This window comes from Gemella sanguinis ATCC 700632, assembly GCF_000701685.1.
Taxonomy (GTDB): Bacteria; Bacillota; Bacilli; order Staphylococcales; family Gemellaceae; genus Gemella; species Gemella sanguinis.
Map to the genome: position 1 here is coordinate 40,460 of NZ_JNJO01000002.1, position 26,998 is coordinate 67,457.

Below are 26,998 nucleotides of genomic sequence, written 5' to 3' on the forward strand. Positions count from 1 at the left end.
AACTCTAAACTCTCCTTATTTTTTTAATTTTCTAAATAAATAAAGAATATCTTATTACACTTTATCCTACTCTATCTCATATAACTCATATGTTCAAAAAACTTATATGTCAACCTTATTTTTTTCGTATTTATCTTATTTTAAAAAATATTGTTTATATTATTCTTGAAAATAACGTTTTACTTTTAAACAAAATGTGTTATAATATAAGTAAATAAAAATAGGGTGGAGGTTTTAATTATGGAAAATAAATACTCTAAAATACTAGTCGCTGTCGATGGTTCAAAACAAGCTGAATGGGCTTTCAAAAATGCAGTTGCTATCGCAAGAAGAAATGAAGATGCTGAATTATACATCGCTTCTGTTATCGATGCAACAATCGCTACATCTGGACTATCAGATCCTTATATCTTTAACTCTTTCTACAAACGTACTAAAGAATTAGTTGATAGCTATGTAGAAGCTGCAGAAAAAGATGGACTTACTAAAGTTTTCGGAATCGTAGAACAAGGTATTCCTAAAATCGTTCTAAGTGAAGATATCGTTGATGAAAAAGGTATCGACTTAGTAGTTTGTGGTTCTTCTGGATTAACTGGATTCAAACGTATGCTTATGGGATCTGTTTCTGAGGGTATTGTACGTTATGCTAAATGTGATGTTATCATCATTAAACAACGCTCTATCCCTAAAGATTTTGAAGCAACTATCGCTAAAAAATTCCAAGAAGATCAAGAATAATCTAGACTAAAATATTTAAAAGAATCCTTAGTATAATTTTACTAAGGATTCTCTTTTTAATATATTTTTTTTACATTTAAACTACTATAGTTTAATGCAGCAAGCTGAACCGAATTAGGTCCAAAGTATTTAACATAATCATGTAACTGTTGTATATCATCATACAGAAATACTTTATCCCCTATTTTTTCCTTTTCAGAAATCTCAACAACTAAGTGACTCATCATTGTTGCATAGATATCTTTTTCTTCATTATTAATAATACATGTATTTCCTCTAAGTCTATCTCTTAAAATACCATCGCCATAGCCAATATTTACTACCCCTACTTTTTTATCATTTTGGGCTATATAAGCATTAGAATAACCTATACATTCCCCTTCTTTTAAATCTACTATATTGACTATCTCTCCATAAACAGTAATTGGATTTTTTATTACTAGATTTGGTAATGCAACTGGATATTGTTTAACATCATAAGGCAAGGCTCCATATAAAATTATACCTAGTCTTTGATGTGTTGTTTTTTCAAATGCACCATCTCTTAAGAAAGATGCACTATTTTGTAAATGTACTACTTCGAAATCATAAATTTTTAAGGCTTCATCTAGTATTTTTAATACAAGATCTTTTTCTTTTTCATAAAACCCATCAAATTCATCTGCAAACGAAAAGTGTGACCAAAATCCTTTTAGATTTAAATTATTTTCTTTACAAAAATTAATTATTTCTAAAACTTCATCTAGTGTTTTGGCCCCAGCTCTTCTCATACTACCAGCAAATTCTAATTGTAATGTTAAATCTCGTAATTCATCTATATTTTCTTTTAAATAATCTAAATTAGCTATATTAACTTCTATATTATATTTTCTTACCAATTCAAAATCTCTAGTTGGATTTAATAAGAAAATACTAACTTCCTCTCCTAATGTTTCCCTAATGATTTTACACTCTTCTTCTTTTGTAGTGGCAAAGTAATTTATTCCAGCTTCAGAAAAAATTTTGACACATTCTCTTAAGTCCAAATTATAAGCATTATTTTTTACAACAGCAATAATATCTTTGGCTTCTTTTTTTAAGTTTATAGCGTTTTGTTTAATATTATGATAATTTATCTCTATTGTTGCCATAGCTCTCCTTACTATATAATAAATTGGCTTCCCACCACTCTACAATATTTTTATTTTTTATTATAATACTCTACTAATCCTAGGTAGTATTTCACACCTGTAGTTAATATTTTTTCGTCAAAATTAAATGTTGGTGTATGCAGTCCAGAAGTAAAATCTTTTTCTTTATTTCTTAGTCCTAAGAAACTATAATTTATTGGTGATAACCTACTAAAGAATGAGAAATCCTCTCCATATAAGTATGCCTCTTCTAATTCAATATAAGAAATCTCATTATTACTAACTACTTCACGCATTATTTCATATGGTTTTGAATCATTAATAACAGCCGGGTATCCTTCAGCAAAATCTACCCTTATTTCAGCTCCAGTAAGATACTCTAAACCTTTTTTAGTATCTAGAATAGCTTTTTTTATAATCGCTAAATCATGCATACTATATGTACGAATAGTCCCTTCCATATAAGCATTTTCGGCGACTACATTCATAGCATCTCCACCATACATTTTCCCAATATGAATAATATTAGTGTTACGAGCTTTAGTATGCAGTGCATTTAATTTTAACATTTCTTGGAAAAACATTGTCGCAACATTTAATGCATCTATACCAGTATTTTTTAACCCTACATGAGCTGCTTTACCTTTTATGTATATTCTATACTCATTTGCACTAGCCATTATTTCATTAGGTTTAGAAACAATATGATTTTCAGGATAATCTGGGTTCATGTGTAATGCATAACTTGCTAATATATTATATGGCGTAAAATCAAAGTCATCGATTAATAAATTCCCACCGCCAAATGTTTCTTCAGCTGGTTGAAAGACAAATATACTATTAACATATGTATCATTGTTTTTATAATAATCTGCCGCTTCTATCACACTTCCTAATAACATAGTTGTGTGCCCATCATGACCACAAGCATGCATTACACCATCTGTTTGCGATTTAAAATCAACATTATTCTCCTCTTGAATAGGTAGTGCATCTATATCTGCTCTATAAAGAACAGTATCTTTAGTCTCATTATTAGCATTTAATATAACTACTAATCCTGTTTCTAATGTTTCTTTATAGTCTATTCCATATTCATCTAAAACAGAAATTAGAAATTCTTTTGTTTTATATTCTTTTAAAGATAGTTCTGGATTTTGATGTAAATGTCTACGCCAAGTTTTTAAGTTTTCTTCTGTTATTATTTTCATTCTCTCATCCCACTTTTAACTATAAGTTTCTAAGTTCAGCTATAATATCTACTTTTTCCCCTGCTACTTCATCACGTGTTTTAATTACTTTAGCTGGTACCCCAGCAACTACTGTTCCAGGTTCAACATCTTTTGTAACTACACTACCTGCAGCTACTACTGCATTATCTCCTATTTGAACACCTTCTAAGATTACTGCATTCGCCCCAATAAGAACATTATTCCCTACTCTTACAGGCGTTGCATTAGCTGGTTCAATAACTCCAGATAGTACTGATCCTGCACCGATATGTGAGTTTTCTCCAACTTCTGCACGTCCACCTAATATAGCATTCATGTCGATCATTGTGTTTTTACCAATTTTAGCTCCGATATTAATAACAGCCCCCATCATAATAACCGCATTATCACCAATACTTACGTGTTCACGAATTGAACATCCTGGTTCTATACGAGCATTAAACTGAGTTAAATCTATCATTGGTACACCACTATTACGACGATCATTTTCTAAACGATAATTTTTTACCGCTTCTTTATTATTTTCTAAAAATGCTGTCCAATCTTCTAAATCAGCAAAGATAACTTTTGAATTACCTTCTCCGAAAACTTCTAATGTTTCTGGAAATTCCACAGCTGTATTAAAGTTCACATATACTTTAACAGGTGTTTTCTTTTTTGATGTTGCTATAAATTTAATTATTTCTTCAGTTGATTTCATTACTATCTCCTATTTATATTTATATTTTATTATTCTATCTTTTTTTATTCTATACCTAGTACATCTTTCATAGAATAAAGTTTTGGTTCATCAGTATTATTTAACCAATTAGCTGCAGTTACTGAACCTTTAGCAAACATTTTTTTACTTAGTGCAGTGTGTTTGATTTCTATAACTTCATCTTCACCTGCAAATATAACTTCATGTTCACCTACTATTGTTCCACCACGAACTGCATGAATACCTATTTCTTTTTCACCACGTTTCATATCCCCGTGACGTCCATATACTTTATTGTATTCATCAGCATCTTTAACAGCATTTACTAACATTTTAGCTGTTCCACTTGGAGCATCTACCTTTTTATTATGATGTTTTTCTATTACTTCTATATCATAACCTAGTAGTAATTCACTAGCTTTTTTTACTAATTCTACTAAGACATTAACACCTAAACTATAGTTACCAGCATATACTACTCCCACTTTAGTTGCTAGCTCATCTATTAAAACTAATTCTTCTGGTGTATGTCCGGTTGTAGCTACTACTACTTTTGTTAGTGTTCTAGAAGCATACTCTACTAAATCAGCAGTTCCTGCATGATGTGAAAAGTCTATAATCACATCAGCAATTTTTTCTAAATCTGTATAACTTGTATAAGTTGGAAAAGCTTCTTCTAAAGCATGTTGTCCGACACCCGCAACTATTTCTATATCAGTACTTTCTTGGATATAATTTTTTAATACTTGACCCATTGTTCCATTATATCCACTTAATATTACGCGCATATTTATTCTCCTTGTAATGTATTAAGTCTTGCAATCTCTTGTTCAAGTTTTGTAGCTAACGTTGGGGCTACATGTGTCATTGGTAGACGATAGTGACAAGCTGATTTACCAATTAACTCTACACATTTTTTAACTGGCATTGGATTAGGCTCAGCAAATAACATGTGGATAAAGTCTAAATATTTTAGTTGTAATGCAAATGCTTTGTCTACTTGTCTTTCTAAAGCATATTTACACATTTCATGTGTCGCTTTTGGATAAACATTTGCTAAAACAGAAATAGTTCCTTTACCTCCAGCTAGAATAATAGGTACGTTAATATCATCATTACCAGAGTAGATATCTATTTTATCTCCTACTAAATTTCTAACAGCTAAAGTATGAGCGATATCTCCTACTGCATCTTTATAAGCTACGATATTTTTATGTTGAGATAAATGTAAGATTGTCTCTGGTGCCATTACCTGACCAGTTCTTCCTGGTACATTATATAATACAATCGGTAAGTCGACACTATTAGCTATTGCTTCAAAGTGTTCAATTAAACCTTGTTGGCTAGTTTTAATATAGTAAGGTGTTACTACTAATAGTGCATCTGGTCCTAATTTTTCTATTTCTTTACTTAATCTTATTGAGTGTGCTGTATCATTAACCCCACTACCAGCAATTACTGGTATACGTCCTGCTACTTTTTTAATAGCGAAATCAATAACTGCTACTTGTTCATCATCTGGCATTGTTGAGCTTTCTCCAGTTGTTCCAGCTACGATAATCGCATCAGTTCCTTCTGCAATTTGGAATTCTATTAGTTCTCCAAACGTATCATAATCTACACTTCCATCTTCAAAAAATGGTGTTACTATTGCTACTCCGCTTCCTGTATAAATTGTCATAATCTTATCTCCTTGTTATTTGTATTTTTATTAAATGTCTTGTCTTATTAAATCTTCTAAAGTTTCGCCTTTAATTACCAGTCTACTAGTTCCATCTTTAATAAAAACTACTGGTAACTTTGGTAATCTATTATAATTACTACTCATACTGTAGTTATATGCACCTGTAGATGGTACTATTAATAAATCATCTTGTTCTGCTTTTGGTAATTTAATATCCATTACTAACATATCTCCTGATTCGCAACATTTCCCAGCAACTGTATAAACAGTATTTGCATCAGCATTCATCTTATTAGCAAGTGCTGCTTCATATTTTGCTTTATATAATGCATATCTTGGGTTATCTGCCATACCTCCATCTACAAAGATATACTCACGTCCAGCGAAAGTTTTCTTAACCCCACCAACTGTATATAATGTGCTACCAGCATTACATGTTAAGCTTCGACCTGGTTCGATAACTACTTTTTCTAATTCTAAACCAAAATTTTCACTTTCAGTTTCTATAACTTTAATATATTCTTGTAAAAATTCTCCAAGTTCAAATGGTTTATCCTCTTCAGTATAGTAAACTCCAAAACCACCACCAAGGTTTAATACTTTAATAGTAAGTTTTAACTCTTCTTCTACTCTTCTACTAAACTCCATTACTACTTTTGCAGCTTCATAAAATGATGATTTCTCAAATATTTGAGATCCAATATGAGAGTGGAACCCTAAAAAGTTTAAATTACTTTGGCCATTAATATCAGCTATTAAATCAAAGATAGTTTCATCATAAACTGAATATCCAAACTTAGAGTCATCTTTAGCTGTTTTAATATACTCATGTGTATGTGCATCTATTCCTGTATTGATTCTTAGTAATACATCAACTATCTTTTTGCTTTCTTTAACTAAATCATTTATCATTTCATATTCGTAGTCATTGTCAATTACAATAGTTCCTACACCAACTTCAATAGCATATTTTAACTCTTCACGAGTTTTATTATTTCCATGAAAATATGCTTTTGACATATCATATCCTGCTTTATAAGCCGTATGTATTTCACCTAAAGATACAACATCTACTCCTAATCCTTCACGATTAGCTATTCTTAAGACTTCTAAACAGCTAAATGCTTTTGATGCGTATAGAACTTCTGTTTTAAACTTTTCACTTTTAAAATTAGAGATAAATGTATCACATTGATTTTCTAACATATTTTCATCATAAACATAAAGTGGTGTCCCATACTTTCGCCTTAGTTCACTTACCGTGACACCCGATATTGCAAGCTCATTATTTTCTACTGTCATTCCATTAAAAAGTTTCATTTGATTATCTCCTGTATTTTATATAAAAAATAGACCACAAGAACAAAAGGTTCTTGCAGTCTAGTTTATAATTCTATACTCATCCTCTTGCCCTTATTATAAAAAGCTCACCATGAAGAAAATGGGCATTTTCTAATGACAGTGCTATGCCTATTCGACATAACCCCAGTGACACAAAATCACTTCGGCGACGCTACCTTTTAAATTAGTCATCGCGGCCTCTTTTTATAATACTTATCTATTTACGTTATCAAAATCATATCACACATAAAAATCAATGTCAAGAGTTTTCTGAAAATTTATCGGAATTAAGGAAAAACGACCTATATGTTTGCTTCAAAAGTTATTAATAATATTTTTTATATTTTCTTTATCCTCTATTTTTTTCCATACCATAAAATACTCTTTTTCCTTCGTTATTTCATCAATGCTAGTACTTTCAATTTTAAATCCTTCTTTTTTATAAAAACTTATAGCTCTAGTATTTTTTTGATATACATTTAGATGTAATCTTTCTTTTTTCTCCTTTACAAAGTCTAGTAATGGTTTTCCTAGGCCTCGTGATTGAACCTCTCTTGTTATAAATATGCCTTCAATATGTTCTTCATTAATACCTATAAAACCATAAACTTCATTATTTTCAACATAAACATATACTTCTGCTTCCAATAGCATTCCTTTTACTAATTCATAATTTTTCTTCCAATATTGTTCATCTATAAACCAATGTGCCTGTAAATTAGTATTTAACCATATATTAGCAACACTATCTATATCATCCTTATGTAATTTCCTAATCACAGTTTTCCCCTCTCAAATTCACTATAATATTCTTCTTAGTTGATTATAACACATATACTCTAGTGTACTCCATTTAAAAAAGAATCTACTAGCTTAGATACTAGTGTATTATTTAGAATAGTTGACTATCAACTAAAAAGAAGATAATATATTAATAATAAGAAAATAAGAACTAATCACTTAAATCAAAGGAAGATAAAATATGATTGACTTTTCAAACAAAGATGACTTAAATAAAATTATTAGCGAAAATACTATTACAATTATTCAATACGGTGCTGCAACATGTATGCCATGCCACTCTATAAAAAATAAAATAACTACATGGCAACAAGATCATAAAGACGTAGTTGCATACTATATCTCATTAGAAGAAAATATGGAAATCGCTGCTCAACGAGGTATTCTTTCGGCACCAACCGTAGAAGTATATATTGAAGGAAGACTTTCTATTCAAAAAAGTGGATACTTTAGTCTTGATGAAATACTAGATAAAGTTAGTAGTATTAGTGAACAGATATAATAGAATTAGAAAATAGCGTAACAGCCTTATTGCTGCTACGCTATTTTACTATTAGATTCCTACGAATACTTTAACTATTTCTTTTACTATTTAAAAATTATATTATATTTAGTAATATATAGCACTTGTAAATGTAAGTAATTTTCATTTATTTTCCACATATTTTCACTAAGTTTTCATTTTATAGTTTCTCTCAATTTTCTTAAATTTATACTATATATTTTTATTATTTATGATATAATTTAAGTATGCGTTTTTTAATGCGAATATATAAATTTCGGAGGATATTATAATGAGAATGAGATCATCAAAAGTAGTAGTATTTCTACTTACGTTCTTTATTCTATTATCACAAGTATTTACTTCTTCGTTTGCACTTGCTGATAATAAAGTTCCTTTTACTATTTTCCATACTAACGACATGCATGGTCGTCTTGGTTATGAAGAATATAAAGGAAAACCAACTTCTTTCGGTTCTGCTCGTGAGAAAGCTCTTATCGATAAAGAAAAGAAAGAAAATCCAAATAGAACTGTTATTGCCTTAGATGCCGGGGATGCATTACAAGGTTTACCAGTTTCTAACCAATCTAAAGGTCAAGATATGGCAAAAGCTATGAATGAAATTGGTTATAAAGCTATGGCTGCTGGTAACCATGAGTTCGATTTTGGATTAGATACTGTAGAAAAATACAAAAATAACCCTCAAAATGGTGGGTGGTTAAACTTCCCTATTCTTTCTACAAACGTTTATAAAGATGGAAAACGTCTTTTTGAACCTTCTACTATTATAAACGAAAATGGTGTTAAAATTGGTATTGTCGGAGTTACTACTCCTGAAACAGCAACAAAAACTAACCCAACTGGAATTAAAGGTGTAACATTTAAAAAACCTATTCCAGAGGTTACAAATGAAATCACTAGAATTAAAGATAAAGTAGATTTCATAGCTGTTCTTGCCCACTTAGGAGATGATACTACTACATTAGAAGATGAAAAAGGTTCTGCACTAGCAGCTGCTTTAAAAGCAAATCCTTTATTTGCTGGAACTTCTATTTTTGTAATAGATGGACACTCACACCAACTTATTCAAGATGAGGCAAGCTCTCCTGTACACCACGTGCAAGCTAAATCATACTTAGAATACGTTGGAAAAATGACTTTCGATTATAACAAAGATACTAAAAAAATCGAAAACTTTAAATCTGTGATGTTATCTGCTAAAGATAATGCTAAAGATTTAACTCCAGATGCTAATGTTGAAAAAATCGTTAAAGCTGCACAAGATGAATTTGCTGCTAAAGGAAATGTTGTTGTAATTGACAAATCTCCTTATACTTTAGAAGGAACTAGTGAAAATGTTCGTACTAAAGAAACTAACTTAGGTAACTTAATCGCTGATGCACTTTACAACTCAACTAAGTTTGATCACGAAAGTGACTTCGCTGTTACAAACGGTGGTGGTATTCGTACAACTCTTAACAAAGACTTACCTGTTACTGTAGGAGACATTATCAAAGTTATGCCATTCGGTAACCAACTTACTCAAATCCAAGTTAAAGGTTCTGATGTTAAGAAAATGTATGAGCACTCATTAAGAGCTCTTATAAATGAAAAAGATGGTAAAGAAGAACTTGACGCTCAAGGAAAACCACAATTAGGAAGTAACGGTGGATTCTTACAATCATCTAGCTCAATTAAAGTTGTTTTTGATCCACATAGAAAAGCTGGAGATAGAGTTCTTTCTATCCATGTTTTAAACAAAAAAACTGGTGAATTTGAACCTCTTGATCCTAATAGAACATACTATGTTGCAACAAATGACTTCTTAGCTGTTGGTGGTGATGGTTATACAATGTTAGGTGGAGCTCGTAACGAAGGTGGTGCTACAATGGATGATGTTGTTGTTAACTATATTAAACAACTATCTCCTGAACAATTCCTTGCTTACCAAGATCCATTCCCATACTCTCGTATTATTCCTGGTATTAAACCATTTGTTCCAGAAACAAAACCAGCTAAACCAGTTAATGATGGTAAAGTAATTACTGATAACAATGGTGTTAGTCACCAAACAGGTCAAGCAGCTGTTCAAGATGCTCTTCCTGAATTACAAGTAGCTAATGCTAATAAAGAAGTTAAACACTTCAGAACAGCTAGTGCTATTAAAGGAAATGTTAAAACATTACCAAATACAGGTACTACTACTGATGCTTCAATGGTTGGTCTAGGACTATTAGCTGCAACATCTCTAGTTATTTCTAGAAGAAAAGCTAACAAATAATATTAAACTTTTAAAAGTAGTTTATACATACGTATAAGCTACTTTTTTTATGTTTAACTTAATATATTGATTTTCAGAAAAACATTGTGTAAAATTAGGTTTGTATATACGAGAAAATTATCTATTCTTCGTTTTATAATAAAATTTTAACAAGGAGGTTTTTGATGGAAATACTTATTACAATATCTGTTTTTATTACACTAGTTATAATAGGTTCTTTTTTAAACAAATATATACCTAGAATTCCAGCAGCACTTTTCCAAATTATATTAGGATTCTTGGTATCTTATTTAGCTATTCCGCTTCATTTTGAATTCGAATCCGAAGCTTTTATGGCTATGATTATCGCACCTCTATTATTTACAGATGCGTACAAAGCATCACGTAGTGAGCTTTGGCTCTATAAAAAGCCTATTGTTTACATGGCTGTAGGTTTAGTAATTACAACGGTAGTGGTCGTTGGTTATTTTATTAATTATATTATTCCATCTATATCTTTAGGTGCTGCATTTGCACTAGCCGCTATCCTATCACCTACCGATGCAGTAGCGGTAAAATCTATTACAAAAGGTATGAAGTTGCCAAAAGGACTAATGTCCATTTTAGAAGGAGAATCACTCCTTAATGATGCTGCAGGTATCGTATCTTTTAAAATAGCTTTAGCATCTATTATTACTGGAACTTTCTCACTTTCTAGATCTTCTAGAGAATTTTTTATTACTGCGATTGGAGGAATGATTTTAGGTGTTTTAATTGGTTTAATAATTGTTTCTATAAAACTTGTTAATAGGAAATACTTAAATACTGAACCTAGTATACTGGTAATTATCCAAGTAATATTACCGGTAGCAACTTACTTTATTGCAGAAGAATTCCATCTTTCAGGAATTATTGCAGTAGTTTTTGCCGGAATATTACTTAATTTCGAAAGATATCTTAGACAAGGTGATTCATTAGATAACCAAGCAGTAGTATCAATTAGTTATAATCAGGATACAATTTCTTATGTACTTAACGGTTTTGTGTTTGTATTATTAGGATATTTATTACCTGGTATATTTAGAAATATGATTACTTATCCTGACCTTGACGTTCAAACTGCTATGTTCTATGTTATTTTAATCACTATTGCATTAATTATAACTAGATTTACTTTTGTTTATATTTTTTATGTATCATTTCAACAGCATACTTTTAAAACTTCACATAATATTGTCGAATTTTTAAAAACTAGACAGCTTGATGTTGGTAACTATAGTAGATTTGAATATGCGTTAGTTACTTCATTATGTGGTATTCACGGAACAGTAACTTTAGCAACTGCCCTTATGATTCCATTAACTATTGGAACTGCAGGCGAGCCCTTCCCTCTTCGTAATGCTATATTATTTATAGGGAGTGGAGTTGTCTTACTAAGTATGATAATAGGAACTATATTCCTACCACTTATTATCAAAACAGAAGATGAGGAAATAGAGCATAAAAATAATGCACGCAGTAAAGTATTAAATGAGGTAATTAATGAGTTACAAGAAAAATACTACAATAAACTTAATACCAATTCTGAAAGAATGGGTTATGCAATAGCTATAAAAAAATTACAAGAACAACAAATATACTTTTGTAATAATAGAAAAGAATTAATTAAGTATATTAAGGATCTTTCTAAACTAGTTAGAAAAGCTGAACAAGAAAAAGTTAATGAACTCCTAGCTAAATATGATAATAATAGGTTTTTAAAAAGAGTATTTGAAGTAAGGGATTGGCGTATAAGAAAACTAGTTACTTACTCAGTTTATAAGCAATTATTTATAACATTACGGCTGAGTTCTTTAGAAAGAACATTTAAGAGACTTTTAGTTGTTCTTAATTTAATTAGAGAAGCTGAGTCTGATAAAAATTCGAACTTGTACGGAAAAAGACTTCAAAAAAGATTAAAAGAAAATGAAAAGATTAGAGTTCAAGTTCAATCTTTTAGTAAAGATATGGCAGAAATAATAGATACTCTTACTTATAACGCAATGGATATCCTAGAAGAGCAACGAACAAAAGAAAATAGTCTTTCTGTTGATTTTCTTAAAAATATTTATGATAATTTTGATTATACTCTTTATAATGTTCCTTCAGATAGTTATATTGAAGAATCAAGAGAATTTGAAACTGAAGCAATTCAAATGCAAAAAGATAGATTTAAAGCATTAAAACTAGAACAAAAAATCGAACATAGTGAAGCTGATAAGATTTTACGTGATCTTAACTATAATGAGGCACTATTATATTCAAATATTGAAGAATAATAAAAAATACGAGTTAAAATTCAAATCTTTAAGTTGATTAGATATTTTATACTCGTATTTATTTTATTTTTTAAATAATTTTTTAAGTGAAAATAAAGGTTTATTTCTTACGATTTTTTCATTTCCAAGAAACTCTCTCATTTCTTTTAGACACTTACCTGCATTTTTTACCACAAAGTTAAAACTACCTGCACTTTTTGTATCTATAAAAAATCCTCTAATATATTTATCGCGGAAGAACATTTGAGCGCGAACTCGCTCTATTTCTCCCCACGGTATTTGGATATAATCTTCTGGATTTCTTTGATTATAAAATTCAAAAGATTTATCTCCTACTAATACATCACCGTGTTTATTACCAAGAGAACCAGTTAAACAGTTTGCCTTAGTCGTATAAATGACTTTCTTACTCATCGATACTACCATTACAATACCTCCAATTTACGTAAATTTTCTTTAAAATAAATACACTATTTTATTTATATCAAGATAATTATACTATATTATAATAAAGAAAAAAAGGGTTGAAACTTAATTGTTCCAACCCTTTTAATAAATATTACATTAATTTTGCTAAGTGAGCTAAAATACCTAATGCGAATAATCCAAAGATAATAGCTACTGGGCTTACTTTACGTTTTAATAACCACATACATGCGAATGTTAATAATAACGCTGCAAATCCAGGAACAAGTTGATTTAAGTTATCTTGTAACGTAGTAACTTTTTCTGGAGTTAATGAGAAGTCTCCACTTGTTGCTTTTGTTACGATATCTTGTAATACTCCACCTGTTACGTGTTCTTTTTCTCCTGGGAAGTGAATATACGCCTTATCAGCTAATTGAACTTTAGAAACTACTAATGGGAATTTAATATTAGTCCAACGCATTACTAATACCCCCATTACAAACATACCTAGGATAGATGCTCCTTTAGTAATAGTTTGTAAGAATCCACCTGAAAGGTCGCTTGTAATCTCTGAACCTTTTTTGTACCCAAGTTCTTGAGTATACCATAAGAATCCTATACGGATTGCGTTCCATGCGATAAAGAAGAATAATGGAGCGATAATTGAACCACCTGTTGCAAGTGATGCTGCGATAGCTCCAAGGATAGGACGTACAGTGAACCAGAATACTGGATCCCCAATACCTGCTAATGGTCCCATCATACCTACTTTAACACCTTGAATTGCTGAATCTTCGATTTCAGCTCCATTTGCTTTATCTTCTTCAAGAGCAAGTGTTACCCCTAAGATAGGTGCCGCAATATATGGGTGAGTGTTAAAGAACTCTAAGTGACGTTTTAATGCTGCAGAAGCATCTTCTTTATTTGGATATAATTTTCTAAGAGCTGGGATTAATGAGAATGCCCAACCACCATTTTGCATACGCTCATAGTTCCATGAACCTTGAAGGAACTGAGAACGTAGCATTACACTACGACGATCTTTTTTACTTAACGTAATTCTTTTCTCTGTCATTTTTAGTTCCTCCTTATTAATAGTCGTTTAAGATATCACCTAGTGGATCACCTGATGAAGAATTTCCTCCACCACCGCCACCTTTGTTTTTAGAAAGGTTTAGGTAAACTATAGCGATACATAATCCAATGATACCAATTGCGATAAGTGTTAATTGGCTAATAGGTGCTAATGCAAATCCTAAGAAGAAGAATGGCCATACTTCTTTAGTTGCCATTAGGTTAATAACCATTGCAAACCCTACTGCTACTACCATTCCCCCACCAATTGTCATACCTTCTGTAAACCAAGCTGGTAATGACTCAAGCGCTTTTTGAACAGATGAAGATGGGATGAACATAAGTAATCCTGCTGGGATAGCTACACGTAATCCTTGACATGCAAGTGCTACATAGTGCCAAAACTCTACTCCGCGGAAGTTTCCATTTGCAGCTGCGTGGTCTGCTCTGTGCACGATAACAACTGATAATGTACGAACAAACATAGTTAAAACTAATCCTACTGTACCTAGTGTAACAGCTGTTGCAATCGCAATTTGACGACCAGTGTCAGAGAAGTCACCTGCTTTAATGAAAATAATTGCTGATGCTACTGATGCTAATGCTGCGTCAGGAGCAACTGCAGCCCCAATATTAGCCCATCCAAGTGCTAATAATTGTAGGGCACCACCTAAAATAATACCTTCTGATAAATGTCCTGTTGCTAAACCGATTAATGAACAAGCAATAATTGGTTGGTGAAATTGGAATTGGTCCAAAATACTTTCCATACCTGCTAAAAATGCAACAACAAGGACTAAAATAATTGCTAGAATACTAAATTCCATAGTGTCCTCCTAATATAAATACTATTTAATTATAATTTTAAACCTTCACTAGCTTTTGCTTCAATAAGTTTAAATAAGTCTGAACGTGAGTCATTAGATACTTTACGAACATCAAATTTAACACCTAATTCATTAAGCTTTTTGAAAGTATCAACATCGTTTTGATCTACAGATAATACATTGTTAATTTGAACTTTACCTGCAGAGTGCGCCATAGAACCTACGTTAAGTTCTGGAATTTCTACACCTTTTTCAATAACTGAAAGTACCTCTTGAGGTGTTTCAAATAATAATAATGCTTTTGTATCACCAAAACGTGGATCATTATACACTTGAACAAGTTTATCAAGCGGAATTACATGAGCACGAACTCCTGGAGGAGCAGCTTGCTCAATAAGTTTTTTACGTAGTTCATCTTTTGCTACATTATCTGAAACTACGATAATTCTGTTTGGTTGAGTTGCTTTTGTCCAGTTAGTCGCAACTTGACCATGTAATAGACGTGAGTCTAAACGTGCTAAAACAAATTTAATTTTTCCATCTCCAATTACAGTACCTTCAGGGATTTCACCTTGAGGAGCTGCATTTGCAGCTGTTTCTGCTACTTCTGCTTTCGGTTGTAGTTCTTCAGGACGAACTTTACATCCATCAATAGCAGTTGGAGTAATTGCTTTTGCAATTTCATGTGCCGTAGTCATTGTGAAACGACTAGCATATGCTTCGATTAACATTGGTAAGTTAAGTCCAGCTACGATAGCTCTTTTTTCAGGAGCTTCTTCAAATAATTTGTTAGCTTGGTTAAATGGACTTCCACCCCAAAGATCGACAAGGAAAAGAATTTCTTCAGAGTCTACTTTAGCTATAGCTTCTTGAAGTTTTCTTTGCAAGTCATCTGGACCTTCACTAGGCATAAATACTACTGATTCTACTTTTTCCTGTTCACCGAAAATCATAGTACCAGATTGTTTAATACCAGCAGCAAATTCACCGTGACTTGCGATGATAATTCCTACCATCTTAGTACCTCCTTATTTTTAAAATATTTTAATATGACGTGTATACGCTAGCATACTGTAAGATTATATCATTTAAACATAAGTTTGTAAATTGTTTGATTCCCTCCTAACCCAAACATTGTATCCGCTTTTCTTTGTTCACATTTTTATTTTCAATTTACATAATCTTATAAAACATTGTTAAAATAATATATTTTGCAACTTTTTTTTATTTCGCTTTGTTTCTAATCATAAAAACTATCAAAAATTTAACTTTAAAGAAAATTAAAATTTCTATTTTCATAAATTTTCATTATTTTTTCATCGTAAAAAAGCATTAAGTAACTTTATGCTACCTAATGCTCTTTTTTATTCTTTATAATCTATATGAATGTTCTTTGAAATTACCTACAATTGTGTTTACTGCAGTTACTGTAATAAATGCCTCTGGACAATTTTTAGCAACTAGTTTTTTCAATAAGTACATTTCATTTTGTTGGATAACCACAATAATCATACGTTTCTTCTCATGAGAGTATCCTCCCTCTACATCCATTACTGTTGAGCCTCTGTGTAAAGTATTATTTATTACTTCCACCATATTTTCAGGATCATTACAAATAATTGTACATTGAATATATGCTGAGAATAGTTTTTGTACACCTTTCATTGTTTGATTACGTACAAAACTCATTACTAATGCATACATAACATATTTTATGTCGAAGAAAATCCAGACGATAATGTATATAATTATGTCTTGAATTAAAAATACTGTTGGTAAACTAAATTTAAATCTATACGAGATAAATTTACCTGTAATATCTGTTCCCCCTGTAGAAGCCCCTCCTACCAATAAACAACACATTGCAAGTCCTGAAATAATCCCACAAAATATTGCCGCAACTAGAGAATCTCCTAAATGAACAGGCGTAATTAATTTTGGTAAGTTATTAATAAGTAATGATGATGTGCTTATTACAAATACCGTTAATATTACAAATTTCTTACTTACATATTTGTATCCAATATAAAATAGTGGCACATTAAGTAAAAATTGTGCTGTCCCTATTTTTATACCAAATATTTTATTTAATACTAAACTTAAACCTAACGCGCCACCCGCACCTATATTATTTACAGGTATTAATAATCCTGCATATATAGAGAAAAGCACCGTCCCTAGTATAAGTAGTATTATATTTTTTGCTTCTTTATGTCTTTCTGTCGTAAATATAGTATCCGATAAATGCATTTCCCAATATTCCTTTTTGTATACTTATTTATATTGTAATATAAATAAAAAATAAATCAAGAGATATGAAAATATAAATTAACAATTCATTTTATAAGCTTTTTATGTTAAAATTTAAGTAATGAATTTTTTATTTAGTACTTATATTTAATTAACCTTGAAAATTTTATTTCAGTAAAAGAAGAAATGAAATTTTTAAAATTTGTAAAGGAGAAAAATATGATTAAACTTTATAATACATTAACAAAACAAAAAGAGATACTTAAGACTATAGAAGAAAATAAAGTAAAAATGTATGTGTGTGGACCTACTGTTTACAACTATATTCATATTGGTAACGCACGTCCTATTATTGTTTTTGACGTTGTACGCAAATATTTAGAACACAGTGGGTACGAAGTAGATTTCATTTCTAACTTTACTGACGTAGACGATAAAATAATCAAAGCTAGTAATGAAGAAGGAATTTCAACAACTGAACTTACTAATAAATATATAGAAGCTTTCTTTAAAGACTATGATGCGCTAGGATGTGCTCGTGCTACAAAAAACCCTCGTGTAACAGAATATATGCAAGAAATTATTGATTTTATCGCTGATCTTGTTAAAGAAGGTTTTGCTTATGAATCAAATGGAGATGTATACTTTAGAACTCGTAAAAAAGAAGACTATGGTAAGCTAAGTAAACAATCTATCGACGATTTAATTAGTGGAGCTCGTATTGAGGTTGGAGAACATAAAGAAGATCCCCTTGATTTTGCTCTTTGGAAGAAAGCTAAACCTGGAGAAGTAAAATGGGATAGTCCATTTGGTGAAGGTCGCCCTGGTTGGCATATAGAATGTTCAGTTATGGCAAAAGAAACATTAGGTGAAACTATAGATATCCACGCTGGTGGACAAGATTTAACATTCCCTCACCACGAAAATGAAATTGCTCAATCTGAGTGTCATAATCATGCACCATTTAGTAATTATTGGATGCATAATGCATTTATTAATATTGATAATGTTAAAATGAGTAAGAGTCTTGGTAACTTCCGTTTAGTTAAAGATATTATAGCTGAAATAGACCCTATGGTTCTACGTTTATTTATGCTTACAGTTCACTATAGAACTCCTATTAACTACACATTAGAAAATATTGAACTAGCTACTACTAACTATGAAAAATTAAAAACTGCTTATCAAAATCTACAATTTAGATTAGATAATGAAACAACTGAAGAAGTATTGGATAAAGAAGTTGTTAATGCAGTAACTCAAGAATTAGAAAAATTTGAAGAATATATGCAAGATGATTTCAATACTGCTAATGCTCTTTCTTCTTGGTATGAACTTGTTAGAATTTCTAACTCTTATACTTCAAAAGAAACAGTAAATAAAGAAACTCTAGAGCTTCTTAATGCTGCATTTGAAACATATAGTTCTATACTTGGAATTAATGTTAAAGAGGATAATAAGCTTGATGATTCATATATTGAAAATCTAATCGCAGAACGTGAACAAGCACGTAAAGATCGTAACTTTGCCCTAGCGGATAAGATTCGTGATGATTTAAAAGAACAAGGTATCGTTTTAGAAGATACTAAACAAGGTGTACGATGGAAAAAACAATAGCTTTTAAATTTACTGAAAAAAACTTTTCTAATCCTAATCAAATGCAAGCTTTAACACTTGCTTATATCGGAGATAGTATCTATGATATTATGAGTAGAGAATATGTTATGAAAAATCACCTTGGAAAAATAAATGAGCTTCATAAAAAAGTATCTACTATAGTATCAGCTCGTGCACAAGCTAGTTTTATGGAAAATATGTTAGAAAACAACATTCTAACTGAAGATGAAGAAAAAATTTATAATCGTGCAAAAAATCAGAAAAACAATTCAAAAGCAAAAAATGCAAGTATTATGGAATATAAGCTTGCTACTGGTTTAGAAGCTGTTTTTGGTTATTTATACTTAGAGAAAAACTTTGAAAGATTGGAGGAAATGTTTAACTACATCATTAAATTATATGAAGAAAAACAATAATTACTACAAAGAATTACGTAAAAAAAATAAAGAACAAAAAGCTCCTGTTCAAAATACTGAAGTAGATCCTGATAAAGAAGTTATTGCAGGACGTAATGCTATTTTAGAAGCTATAAAATCTGGACGTGAAATTAATAAAATTTTATTCCAAGAAGGTATAGAAAAAGGTCGTTTGAAATCTATCTTTGCTATTGCTAATGAGAAAAAAATAGTATGCCAAGAAGTACCTAAACGTAAACTTGATAATACTACAACTGAACGTCACCAAGGTGTTATTGCTTTCGTAGCTCCTTATAATTATTTTGAGCTTGATGAAGTATTAAATAAACTTGATATTAATAAGAATACTACTCTTTTAATACTAGACCACATAGAAGATCCTCATAACTTAGGGGCAATTATTAGAACTGCTGAAGCTAGTGGTGTAAAAGGAATTATTATTCCTAAACGACGTGCTGCTGTCGTTAGTCAAACTGCTGTTAAAGCTTCTGCTGGAGCAATCGAACATATGCCTGTTATTCGTGTATCTAGTCTTACTGATGCGATTAAAAAACTAAAAGAAAAAGGATTCTGGATTGCTGGAACTACCTTAGCTGAGCGTTCAGAAGAATATACTAAAATCGCAAAAGATGTTCCTTTAGCTATAGTTATTGGTAATGAGGGCGAAGGAATGAGTAAAGTCGTTACAAAAGAGTGTGATTTCTTATATCACCTTCCTATGTTAGGAAAAATCCAAAGTCTGAATGCATCTGTTGCTGCAGGTATTATAATGTACGAAAGAATAAAAGATAATGATTAGAATACTTGAATCAGAAAAAGATCGTTTATTAGGTTTTAAGTTACGTACAGAAGTATTTGTAAACGAACAAAATGTTCCTATAGAACTTGAACTTGACGAGAAAGATAATAGTGAACATACAATACATATCGGTTACTTTAATGGTGATGAGCTTATAGGTGTTGCACGACTAATTGATATGGATAAAGAAGTAATCCATATTGGTCGTGTTGCCATTGATAAAAATCACCGTGGTGAAGGTATTGGTTATAAACTAATTCTTGGTTGTGAAGATATTGCAAAAAAAGTGTTAAATAGAGACTTCAATATTGAGCTGGGTGCCCAAGTATATGCTGAAACTTTCTATAAAAAACTTGGTTACAACCGTATTAACAACAATATCTATATTGATGCTGGAATTGAGCATATAGATATGAAAAAAACAATAAAGAAATAAAAATTATAAACTGGAGAAAATTATGGGAAACGAAATTAACTTAATTCAAGTTGAACAATTTATCAAAAATTTTAAAAGTGAGAACTCAAAAGAAGTAATTACAATAACTACTTATCCCAATAAACCGGTAGATATTACAAGTAGTAAATTTGGTGGGATTTTTTACTTACCAAAAAATACTCAAATCCCTACAAATAATGAAGATGAACAACTAACATTCCTTGCACAAATTAATTGTAAGGAATTACCTGAAAATAATATCTATCCAAAAGAAGGAATAGTTCAATTTTGGATTTATGGTGGAAGTCCACAACTAGGTGCTGATTTCATGGACTTTGATAACATAAATAATAATAAAAATAAGAGCGTTATATATTACTCAACTATTGAAGAACATTATTCAGAAGAAGAAATCAATTCACTGTATCAACCTAAAGAATTTAATGGTAAAGTATTAACTCCTCTTCTAAATGGAGCTACTTTTGCTCTATCATTTAAATTAGAAAAACAACCTATAACAGTTATGGAGTATAGTTTTAATTCTTTATTTAATAGTGCTTGGAACGAAAAGTTCCCTAGTCTTAAAATTGAAGAAGAATGGCCTGAGCTGGAAGATTTAAATATTGATGTATTCAATATCTTAGAAAAAGAACTTACTACATTAACTAGTGGAACACAAATTGGTGGATATGGACACTTTACTCAATGGGATCCACGTTCTGATGAATACTTAAATGACTATAACATTTTACTTTTACAAATTGACACTGATTATGGTGCTAATGAACCTTCAATAATGTGGGGTGACGAAGGAATCGGAAACTTCTTTATCCAAGAAGATAAATTGAAACAATTAGATTTTTCTAGTGTCTTATATAGCTGGGATTGTTTCTAATAATTATTACAATATTTAGAAAGGAGATGCAATATGAAAAAGCAATATTTATTTATCGATGGATATAATCTACTTTTTCGCATGAAAGAATATGAACTAATCAAAAGTTCTACTTTCCCTGCAGAAAGAGATGTCCTTATCGATATTCTAAAAGAATATGCCGGTGGTAATAATTACATTGTCTATTGCATCTTCGATGCATACTTAACGCGTTCAAAAGAATATATCAAAGAAGAAGATCCTATAACTATTGTTTATACAAAAACAGGTGAAAAAGCCGATCAATGGATTGAAAGAAAAACTCGAGAACTAAGAATAGATCATTTTGTTGATATAATCGTTGTTAGTGATGACCACGATGAACGTGATGCAACACTTGGTTACGGAGCAATTTTGAGGGACTGTCATATGTTTATAAAAGAATTAAAAGACAGAAAACAAGTTGTTTCAAAAATAGCAAAAAATCAAAATTCTAGAGAGCTAAAAAACAGACATATTCGTATGAGCGATAGCGATAGAAAAAAACTAGAGAATTTTCTTAAAACTGGTAAATTTTAATCAAAAAAACAAGAGATGGATTTTTTATCCATCTCTTACTTTTTACATAAATTTAACTTCTACTTGTCCTGTATTTGATATTGCTGTTATTTGTTTTTCTTGAGTTTTAGCTTTATTCTCTCCATAATTGACTTGATAGTCGTTTTTATCTCCATTTATTCTAGCATAAATATTTCCATTATCTGTTGTCATATGCATTGAAGTCACCTTAGTTTCATCAACTATAATGTTAGTATTATTCTTAGTTTCTATTACTGCATTGTCTATATTATCTTTAGTTATTACTACTTTTTTGTCTTCAGTATATAAATTAAGATTAACTACTTCCACACTATCAACTACAATCTCATCATTACTATTAATAATCAAATTTTCTACTTCGACATTAAATACCTTTGTAGATGCACCTTTATTTTCAACTAAGATACTTTTGTATTCTTTTCTTGGAAGATATACTGTAATCCAATAATCATTAGCTTCTTCTACTTTTGATGTAATATCTAATATATTATTTTCTGTGTTAAATTGATATTTGTCTTTTAAATCTCCCTTTATTAAAATTTTATCATCATTATGATAATAGATTTTCACATTGCTTCTTATATTATTAAGTTTAATACTATCTATATCTTTAGCTGAAATCCATTTTTTTGATATATCCTGAGAATTATCTTCCATAATATTATTCTCTACTTCTTTTTTTGTATCTTTATATTTATCAACACATCCTGTAGATAATGATACTGCGAATATTCCTATAAATAATATTTTTAGAATTTTTTTCATAGATATCCCCTCCCTACTTATATTATACCTTTACAAAAATTTATTATCAAATAAAATAAAAAAGTATGCTTAGTTTATTTTCTAACTAAACATACTTTTAATAATTATCTCATTGTTACGAATTCTTCAGACCCTGTAGGGTGGATAGCTACTGTATTGTCAAAGTCACGTTTTGTTGCTCCCATTTTTATAGCAACCGCAAATCCTTGAATCATTTCATCGACACCAAATCCAATACCATGTAATCCTATTACTTTTTCTTCTTCACCTAATACTACTAATTTCATAACACTAGGTTGTCTATTGCTTGTTACAGCTGAATACATTGGTGTAAATGATGATTTATATACTTTGATATTTTCTTCACCAAACTCTTTAATAGCCTGTTCTTCTGTATAACCAATAGATCCAATAGGTGGGTGTGCAAACACAACAGTTGCAACATTAGTATAATCTAGGTGCTCATCAGTTTTCCCATTGAATAATCTTTCAGATAAACGACGTCCTGCCGCAACAGCTACAGGTGTTAGAGCTAATCTACCAGTTACATCACCTACTGCATAAATACCTTCCACATTAGTATTTTGATATTTATCAGTTGAGATGTATCCACGTTCATCTAATTCTACTCCTGTAACTTCTAAGTTAAGATTTTCTGTTAATGGTTTTCTACCAATTGCCCAAACTAATAAATCTACAGTTTCTTCACGACCATCTTCTAATACTAGTGTTAAACTTTCATCAGCATTTTTAACTACTTTTTTAGGAATAGCTTGTGTATGAAGTTTTGGACCTTCTTTTTCCATTACTTCTACTAACGTATTTACGATATCTTTATCAAATGTTCTTAGCGGTCTATCACGACGAACAAAAAGATGTGTATCAACACCTAGACCGTTAAACACTCCTGCTAATTCAACAGCGATATACCCTGCTCCAACTACTGCGATACGTTTTGGTAATTGTTTTAATGCGAAGACTTCATTAGAAGTAATACCATATTCAGCACCTTCCACATTTGGAATAGTAGGTTGTCCACCAGTAGCTATAAGTATATGGTCTGCAGTGTATTGTTCACCATTTACTACTACAGTATTTTTGTTAACAAATTTAGCATATCCTCTTATTACATCTACTTTGTTATTGCTTAGTCCACGTTCATACGAACCATGTATTCTGTCAATATATGCAGAACGATTATCTACAAGTTTAGAAAAATCAAACTCTACATCACCAAATGTAAATCCATAGTCATTTGCGTATAATTTTAAACTCTCTGAAATTTGAGATGCATGCCACATAACTTTTTTAGGGACACATCCGACATTTACACATGTTCCACCTAGTTCATTTCCTTCAATTAATAGAGCTTTTGCTCCGTGCATTGCAGCACGATTGATAGAAGCAATTCCTCCGCTTCCTCCACCTATTGCAATGTAGTCATAATGTTTAGACATATCTCTACCTCTCTTCTTTAGTAAAATAATAGCTTACTCTACTAAATTCTTATTTTTTAATTTTAACAATTATATTATGCATTATTTAAAAACATTATTCAATAAATATGCTTACGTTTGTAGTCAAAAAACTCCTATATAGAAAATTCTACTATGCTTTCCCACCTTTTTAGTGCTATAATATTACTATATTATTATATGAGGTGATTATATGTTTAGTTATATTGAAAAATTATCAACAATTGATGATTTTAAAACATTTAAAGAGAATAATGAGAAAGTAGTATTTGTTTTTTCTGCTCCATGGTGTCCAGATTGTGTAATGTTGGATAGATTTTTTGAAGATACTGTAAATAAATTTAGCGATATTAAGTTTGTATATGTTAATCGTGATGACTTCTCTGAGATTACAGAAGCTTTAGATGTTATGGGTATCCCTTCTTTTGTTGCATATAAAAACAATAAAGAAGTAAGCCGTTTTGTTTCTAAGTTTTCAAAAACTCAACAAGAAGTAGAAGATTTTCTTTCAAACATATAAAAAAGAGCTTTGGATTTTCCAAAGCTCTTTATTCTTTTATCTTAGATAGTATAATGGACCTAATATTTTCCTTATATCTTCTTTTGATTCAAATTCTAACGTTAATGCATCTTCCACAGTTTTAATCTTATTATTTTCAATCATTTCTTCTAAACCAGATGGGCATAAAGAAAATTCAAAAATTGGTGTTAGTTTTAAATCAGAAGTAGGTATTATATTATAAATATCTTCTTCCTCTATTTTTTGACCTGCAAATATTTCTTTTGAACCTTTGTCTGTTTTAACCTTAACATTTGTTTCTGCAACAAAATGAGATAGTTTGTACCCAGCTCTTGGATCTATAATTAGCTTATTATCTTTTGTTGAATCTCCTATACTATTAAATTCATCAACTTCTAGTATGTTTGAGTTGTCTTTTGCTAGTAATATATTTCCTGTCTGTGTCTTAGTGAATTCAACTTTAAAGATTTCTCTATAAACTGCAGTGAATTCCAAACTTTTACCTTTTTCTGTAACAACTGACCCAAGTTCGTTAGTTTGTAGTAGTTTTTCTTTAGAAACTTTCTTAGTTTTTGAATCCTCTCCAACTATTAAATAATCATCATTAGCTCTCCAACCTAAAAACTCTCTAGATGTTTCACCTGTAGATGACGGTAGGTTAATCATGGTATCTAATCTTGTATTTGCTAGAATCTCTTGACCATCAGATAAGAACTTATCTATTCCTCTTCCGTTGAAACGGACAGTAACCCAGTCAGATTCATTCTTTTTAAAGTAAATTTCTAATACTACATCTTTAGTAATATAATCACTATCTTTTACTACATTTTTATTAATTCTAAATACTGTTTCATAGCCGGTACTTGGTTTTATCTTGCTTCTTAATTCTTTTAATAAGTCTCCTACAGGCTTAACTTCGCTCCAAGTAAAGTCTTTATCGTTAATACTGCTATCTACTCTTCCAAAACGTTTATTATATTCATCTTGACGAACACTTAAAGTATGTTGTTTTTCTTTGTAATTTGCTTTTACTATAATACTATTATCTATAGTCTCATCTTGTAAGTTACTTACATCTTTAATCTTTTCATTAGTTTCTTTATCATATAGAGTATAGTTTTCTATATAGTACTTATCTTTTTCAAAGTAACTTGTATCTATCTCACTAAGTTTTTGCCCCGTTAACAGAGTTACTTCTTTTTTATCTTTTCCATTATCTAAGATAACTTTTGTTTTAAAGACTGCTTTTATACTTTGTCCCTCTTTGATTGGTGTTGTATCATTTTGTGTTATTTTCTTATCATCTATATAATAACCATCAAAAGTATAATCACTATTTTTTTCAAATTCATGAGGTAATTTTGTTTCTTTCACAAGTTCAGCAATAGTTGAATTTTTCTTGATACTATATTCAGTATTTTTATCTTTATATTTCGATGGATATGTTACTGATACTTTTTGCCAAAATTCTTCATTTTTGGCAAGATCTAGAACTATCTCTTTAGCATTAAATGGTATTTCTAAATTATTGATATTGTACTCTTGGCCGTCTACTGTTACCTTCTCATTAGTGTATGAATAGTACTTGTCTGGCTTATGGTACTTCTCTAACTCATAAGGAATTACTAACACTTTGCCATCTTTAGGTTCATTAATCAAAGTGACTTGTTTAGTTACAACTTTTTTATCGCCTTCTTTTACAATAAGATTAATAGTTTTTTGAGTATAATATTCTTTACTAGTCTTAGAATATTTTGTATTTTCTATCTTTCCATTATTAATATCGAAACTCATAACATTCATTATTAAAGTTGAATTTGGTTTAATCATATTTAATAGGCTTCTATTAACTATCTTACCACTACCACTTTTCTCTAGTTTTATCCTGAATAATTCGGTTGGGATTTTTTTTTCATCCAGTGAATAAAATATCAGGAAATTTTGTGCATTTTTTTTATAACTTAGTAGTTCTGCTGTATAATCTAGTTCGGTAATATTTTGTGTAGAAATGTTTTTATCTATTGTTGGAAGAGAATAATTTGATGTTTCCGGTATTAAATCAAAATTAAACATACTTTTTTGAAATACAGTATCTTCTACTGATGTATTATAATCTGTTATATAATCAGCCTTCGCTACATTATCAAAAACAATAAAACTGCTCATACATAAAAATGTTGTAATAATAGTTTTTTTCAAATTTATTCTCCTCCTTTCTTAATTTCCCTTTC

At 30.4% G+C, this 26,998-nt stretch carries 26 protein-coding genes and 1 riboswitch; of the genes, 11 read left to right on the forward strand and 15 right to left on the reverse strand.

Annotated elements, in window-relative coordinates; genetic code table 11:
• The first annotated feature begins 240 nt into the window (after positions 1 to 240).
• On the forward strand, positions 241 to 738 hold the full coding sequence (locus T369_RS0101330) for a universal stress protein (protein WP_006363621.1): 498 nt from the start codon (positions 241 to 243) through the stop codon (positions 736 to 738).
• A 56-nt stretch (positions 739 to 794) separates the two neighbouring features.
• Here the strand turns inward: T369_RS0101330 and T369_RS0101335 are convergent, their stop codons facing one another.
• The 7 genes from T369_RS0101335 to T369_RS0101365 all read right to left on the reverse strand — a co-directional run bounded on the left by T369_RS0101335 (position 795) and on the right by T369_RS0101365 (position 7,605).
• Positions 795 to 1,868, reverse strand: coding sequence for an alanine racemase (locus tag T369_RS0101335; protein WP_031550727.1), 1,074 nt, complete (start codon positions 1,866 to 1,868; stop codon positions 795 to 797).
• Positions 1,869 to 1,918: 50 nt separating this feature from the next.
• Complete coding sequence (locus T369_RS0101340; protein WP_031550730.1) at positions 1,919 to 3,079, reverse strand: M20 metallopeptidase family protein; 1,161 nt, start codon at positions 3,077 to 3,079, stop codon at positions 1,919 to 1,921.
• Between the two features lie 19 nt (positions 3,080 to 3,098).
• On the reverse strand, positions 3,099 to 3,800 hold the full coding sequence (gene dapD / locus T369_RS0101345) for a 2,3,4,5-tetrahydropyridine-2,6-dicarboxylate N-acetyltransferase (RefSeq protein ID WP_006363624.1): 702 nt from the start codon (positions 3,798 to 3,800) through the stop codon (positions 3,099 to 3,101).
• 44 nt (positions 3,801 to 3,844) lie between these two features.
• Entirely contained in the window at positions 3,845 to 4,588 is a 744-nt protein-coding gene (gene dapB, locus T369_RS0101350; RefSeq protein ID WP_031550733.1) for a 4-hydroxy-tetrahydrodipicolinate reductase, read from the reverse strand.
• Positions 4,589 to 4,590: 2 nt separating this feature from the next.
• A complete protein-coding gene (gene dapA / locus T369_RS0101355; RefSeq protein WP_031550737.1) occupies positions 4,591 to 5,481 on the reverse strand; it encodes a 4-hydroxy-tetrahydrodipicolinate synthase in 891 nt (296 codons plus the stop codon).
• A gap of 30 nt (positions 5,482 to 5,511) precedes the next feature.
• Positions 5,512 to 6,804 (reverse strand): diaminopimelate decarboxylase, encoded by a 1,293-nt coding sequence (gene lysA, locus T369_RS0101360; RefSeq protein ID WP_031550740.1) that lies wholly within the window; start codon positions 6,802 to 6,804, stop codon positions 5,512 to 5,514.
• 95 nt (positions 6,805 to 6,899) lie between these two features.
• A riboswitch (Lysine riboswitch) is annotated at positions 6,900 to 7,036 on the reverse strand.
• Between the two features lie 104 nt (positions 7,037 to 7,140).
• A complete protein-coding gene (locus T369_RS0101365; RefSeq protein ID WP_051618952.1) occupies positions 7,141 to 7,605 on the reverse strand; it encodes a GNAT family N-acetyltransferase in 465 nt (154 codons plus the stop codon).
• A gap of 202 nt (positions 7,606 to 7,807) precedes the next feature.
• Between T369_RS0101365 and T369_RS0101370 the strand changes: the two genes are divergently transcribed.
• The 3 genes from T369_RS0101370 (at position 7,808) to T369_RS0101380 (ending at position 12,706) form a co-directional block, all read left to right on the forward strand.
• On the forward strand, positions 7,808 to 8,128 hold the full coding sequence (locus tag T369_RS0101370) for a thioredoxin family protein (RefSeq protein ID WP_031550746.1): 321 nt from the start codon (positions 7,808 to 7,810) through the stop codon (positions 8,126 to 8,128).
• Between the two features lie 292 nt (positions 8,129 to 8,420).
• Positions 8,421 to 10,409, forward strand: coding sequence for a 5'-nucleotidase C-terminal domain-containing protein (locus tag T369_RS08830; protein WP_051618953.1), 1,989 nt, complete (start codon positions 8,421 to 8,423; stop codon positions 10,407 to 10,409).
• A gap of 164 nt (positions 10,410 to 10,573) precedes the next feature.
• Entirely contained in the window at positions 10,574 to 12,706 is a 2,133-nt protein-coding gene (locus T369_RS0101380) for a cation:proton antiporter (RefSeq protein WP_006363631.1), read from the forward strand.
• A 63-nt stretch (positions 12,707 to 12,769) separates the two neighbouring features.
• Here T369_RS0101380 and T369_RS0101385 read toward each other — a convergent pair whose 3' ends face one another.
• The 5 genes from T369_RS0101385 to T369_RS0101405 form a co-directional block, all read right to left on the reverse strand.
• Entirely contained in the window at positions 12,770 to 13,132 is a 363-nt protein-coding gene (locus T369_RS0101385) for a DUF956 family protein (protein WP_006363632.1), read from the reverse strand.
• 133 nt (positions 13,133 to 13,265) lie between these two features.
• The gene (locus T369_RS0101390) at positions 13,266 to 14,189 is read right to left on the reverse strand and encodes a PTS system mannose/fructose/sorbose family transporter subunit IID (RefSeq protein WP_031550753.1); all 924 of its coding nucleotides are present in this window, start codon (positions 14,187 to 14,189) and stop codon (positions 13,266 to 13,268) included.
• Between the two features lie 16 nt (positions 14,190 to 14,205).
• Positions 14,206 to 15,015 carry a PTS mannose/fructose/sorbose transporter subunit IIC gene (locus T369_RS0101395; protein ID WP_031550756.1) on the reverse strand — a complete coding sequence of 270 codons (810 nt, stop codon included), beginning with the start codon at positions 15,013 to 15,015 and terminating at the stop codon, positions 14,206 to 14,208.
• A 29-nt stretch (positions 15,016 to 15,044) separates the two neighbouring features.
• Positions 15,045 to 16,031 carry a mannose/fructose/sorbose PTS transporter subunit IIA gene (locus T369_RS0101400; RefSeq protein ID WP_006363635.1) on the reverse strand — a complete coding sequence of 329 codons (987 nt, stop codon included), beginning with the start codon at positions 16,029 to 16,031 and terminating at the stop codon, positions 15,045 to 15,047.
• A 355-nt stretch (positions 16,032 to 16,386) separates the two neighbouring features.
• Complete coding sequence (locus tag T369_RS0101405; protein WP_031550759.1) at positions 16,387 to 17,265, reverse strand: YitT family protein; 879 nt, start codon at positions 17,263 to 17,265, stop codon at positions 16,387 to 16,389.
• Positions 17,266 to 17,484: 219 nt separating this feature from the next.
• On the opposite strand from T369_RS0101405, the gene cysS reads away from it, so the two are divergent.
• Genes cysS through T369_RS0101435 form a run of 6 tightly spaced genes read left to right on the forward strand, consistent with a single transcriptional unit; the run spans position 17,485 to position 21,986 of the window.
• Positions 17,485 to 18,882, forward strand: a complete 1,398-nt coding sequence (cysS, locus tag T369_RS0101410) for a cysteine--tRNA ligase (protein WP_031550762.1) — start codon at positions 17,485 to 17,487, stop codon at positions 18,880 to 18,882.
• A complete protein-coding gene (locus T369_RS0101415) occupies positions 18,867 to 19,298 on the forward strand; it encodes a Mini-ribonuclease 3 (RefSeq protein WP_006363638.1) in 432 nt (143 codons plus the stop codon). Before cysS ends, T369_RS0101415 begins: the two co-directional genes overlap by 16 nt.
• Positions 19,282 to 20,097, forward strand: a complete 816-nt coding sequence (gene rlmB / locus T369_RS0101420; RefSeq protein ID WP_031550766.1) for a 23S rRNA (guanosine(2251)-2'-O)-methyltransferase RlmB — start codon at positions 19,282 to 19,284, stop codon at positions 20,095 to 20,097. Before T369_RS0101415 ends, rlmB begins: the two co-directional genes overlap by 17 nt.
• On the forward strand, positions 20,090 to 20,533 hold the full coding sequence (locus T369_RS0101425) for a GNAT family N-acetyltransferase (RefSeq protein WP_031550769.1): 444 nt from the start codon (positions 20,090 to 20,092) through the stop codon (positions 20,531 to 20,533). The genes rlmB and T369_RS0101425 overlap by 8 nt, the downstream gene beginning before the upstream one ends.
• 22 nt (positions 20,534 to 20,555) lie before the next feature.
• Positions 20,556 to 21,428, forward strand: a complete 873-nt coding sequence (locus T369_RS0101430) for a YwqG family protein (RefSeq protein ID WP_031550772.1) — start codon at positions 20,556 to 20,558, stop codon at positions 21,426 to 21,428.
• Positions 21,429 to 21,461: 33 nt separating this feature from the next.
• Complete coding sequence (locus T369_RS0101435) at positions 21,462 to 21,986, forward strand: NYN domain-containing protein (protein WP_006363642.1); 525 nt, start codon at positions 21,462 to 21,464, stop codon at positions 21,984 to 21,986.
• Between the two features lie 42 nt (positions 21,987 to 22,028).
• On the opposite strand, the gene T369_RS0101440 is transcribed toward T369_RS0101435, so the two are convergent.
• Both T369_RS0101440 and gorA read right to left on the reverse strand, forming a co-directional pair.
• Complete coding sequence (locus tag T369_RS0101440; protein ID WP_031550776.1) at positions 22,029 to 22,772, reverse strand: DUF4097 family beta strand repeat-containing protein; 744 nt, start codon at positions 22,770 to 22,772, stop codon at positions 22,029 to 22,031.
• Positions 22,773 to 22,876: 104 nt separating this feature from the next.
• Positions 22,877 to 24,229, reverse strand: coding sequence for a glutathione-disulfide reductase (gene gorA / locus T369_RS0101445; RefSeq protein ID WP_031550779.1), 1,353 nt, complete (start codon positions 24,227 to 24,229; stop codon positions 22,877 to 22,879).
• Positions 24,230 to 24,440: 211 nt separating this feature from the next.
• Here gorA and T369_RS0101450 point away from each other — a divergent pair, with 211 nt between their 5' ends.
• Positions 24,441 to 24,767, forward strand: coding sequence for a thioredoxin family protein (locus T369_RS0101450; RefSeq protein ID WP_031550782.1), 327 nt, complete (start codon positions 24,441 to 24,443; stop codon positions 24,765 to 24,767).
• Positions 24,768 to 24,803: 36 nt separating this feature from the next.
• On the opposite strand, the gene T369_RS0101455 is transcribed toward T369_RS0101450, so the two are convergent.
• A complete protein-coding gene (locus T369_RS0101455; RefSeq protein WP_031550785.1) occupies positions 24,804 to 26,966 on the reverse strand; it encodes a hypothetical protein in 2,163 nt (720 codons plus the stop codon).
• Positions 26,967 to 26,998: the final 32 nt, after the last annotated feature.

Coding starts and splice junctions, on each gene's coding strand:
- dapA (WP_031550737.1), bottom strand. CDS start 5,481: ATGACAATTTATACAGGAAGCGGAGTAGCAATAGTAACACCATTTTTT.
- T369_RS0101440 (WP_031550776.1), bottom strand. CDS start 22,772: ATGAAAAAAATTCTAAAAATATTATTTATAGGAATATTCGCAGTATCA.
- T369_RS0101385 (WP_006363632.1), bottom strand. CDS start 13,132: ATGGTAGTATCGATGAGTAAGAAAGTCATTTATACGACTAAGGCAAAC.
- T369_RS0101340 (WP_031550730.1), bottom strand. CDS start 3,079: ATGAAAATAATAACAGAAGAAAACTTAAAAACTTGGCGTAGACATTTA.
- dapD (WP_006363624.1), bottom strand. CDS start 3,800: ATGAAATCAACTGAAGAAATAATTAAATTTATAGCAACATCAAAAAAG.
- gorA (WP_031550779.1), bottom strand. CDS start 24,229: ATGTCTAAACATTATGACTACATTGCAATAGGTGGAGGAAGCGGAGGA.
- cysS (WP_031550762.1), top strand. CDS start 17,485: ATGATTAAACTTTATAATACATTAACAAAACAAAAAGAGATACTTAAG.
- T369_RS0101435 (WP_006363642.1), top strand. CDS start 21,462: ATGAAAAAGCAATATTTATTTATCGATGGATATAATCTACTTTTTCGC.
- T369_RS08830 (WP_051618953.1), top strand. CDS start 8,421: ATGAGAATGAGATCATCAAAAGTAGTAGTATTTCTACTTACGTTCTTT.
- T369_RS0101370 (WP_031550746.1), top strand. CDS start 7,808: ATGATTGACTTTTCAAACAAAGATGACTTAAATAAAATTATTAGCGAA.
- T369_RS0101415 (WP_006363638.1), top strand. CDS start 18,867: ATGGAAAAAACAATAGCTTTTAAATTTACTGAAAAAAACTTTTCTAAT.
- T369_RS0101330 (WP_006363621.1), top strand. CDS start 241: ATGGAAAATAAATACTCTAAAATACTAGTCGCTGTCGATGGTTCAAAA.
- T369_RS0101425 (WP_031550769.1), top strand. CDS start 20,090: ATGATTAGAATACTTGAATCAGAAAAAGATCGTTTATTAGGTTTTAAG.
- T369_RS0101390 (WP_031550753.1), bottom strand. CDS start 14,189: ATGACAGAGAAAAGAATTACGTTAAGTAAAAAAGATCGTCGTAGTGTA.
- T369_RS0101395 (WP_031550756.1), bottom strand. CDS start 15,015: ATGGAATTTAGTATTCTAGCAATTATTTTAGTCCTTGTTGTTGCATTT.
- dapB (WP_031550733.1), bottom strand. CDS start 4,588: ATGCGCGTAATATTAAGTGGATATAATGGAACAATGGGTCAAGTATTA.
- T369_RS0101335 (WP_031550727.1), bottom strand. CDS start 1,868: ATGGCAACAATAGAGATAAATTATCATAATATTAAACAAAACGCTATA.
- T369_RS0101450 (WP_031550782.1), top strand. CDS start 24,441: ATGTTTAGTTATATTGAAAAATTATCAACAATTGATGATTTTAAAACA.
- T369_RS0101430 (WP_031550772.1), top strand. CDS start 20,556: ATGGGAAACGAAATTAACTTAATTCAAGTTGAACAATTTATCAAAAAT.
- lysA (WP_031550740.1), bottom strand. CDS start 6,804: ATGAAACTTTTTAATGGAATGACAGTAGAAAATAATGAGCTTGCAATA.
- T369_RS0101380 (WP_006363631.1), top strand. CDS start 10,574: ATGGAAATACTTATTACAATATCTGTTTTTATTACACTAGTTATAATA.
- rlmB (WP_031550766.1), top strand. CDS start 19,282: ATGAAGAAAAACAATAATTACTACAAAGAATTACGTAAAAAAAATAAA.
- T369_RS0101405 (WP_031550759.1), bottom strand. CDS start 17,265: ATGCATTTATCGGATACTATATTTACGACAGAAAGACATAAAGAAGCA.
- T369_RS0101400 (WP_006363635.1), bottom strand. CDS start 16,031: ATGGTAGGAATTATCATCGCAAGTCACGGTGAATTTGCTGCTGGTATT.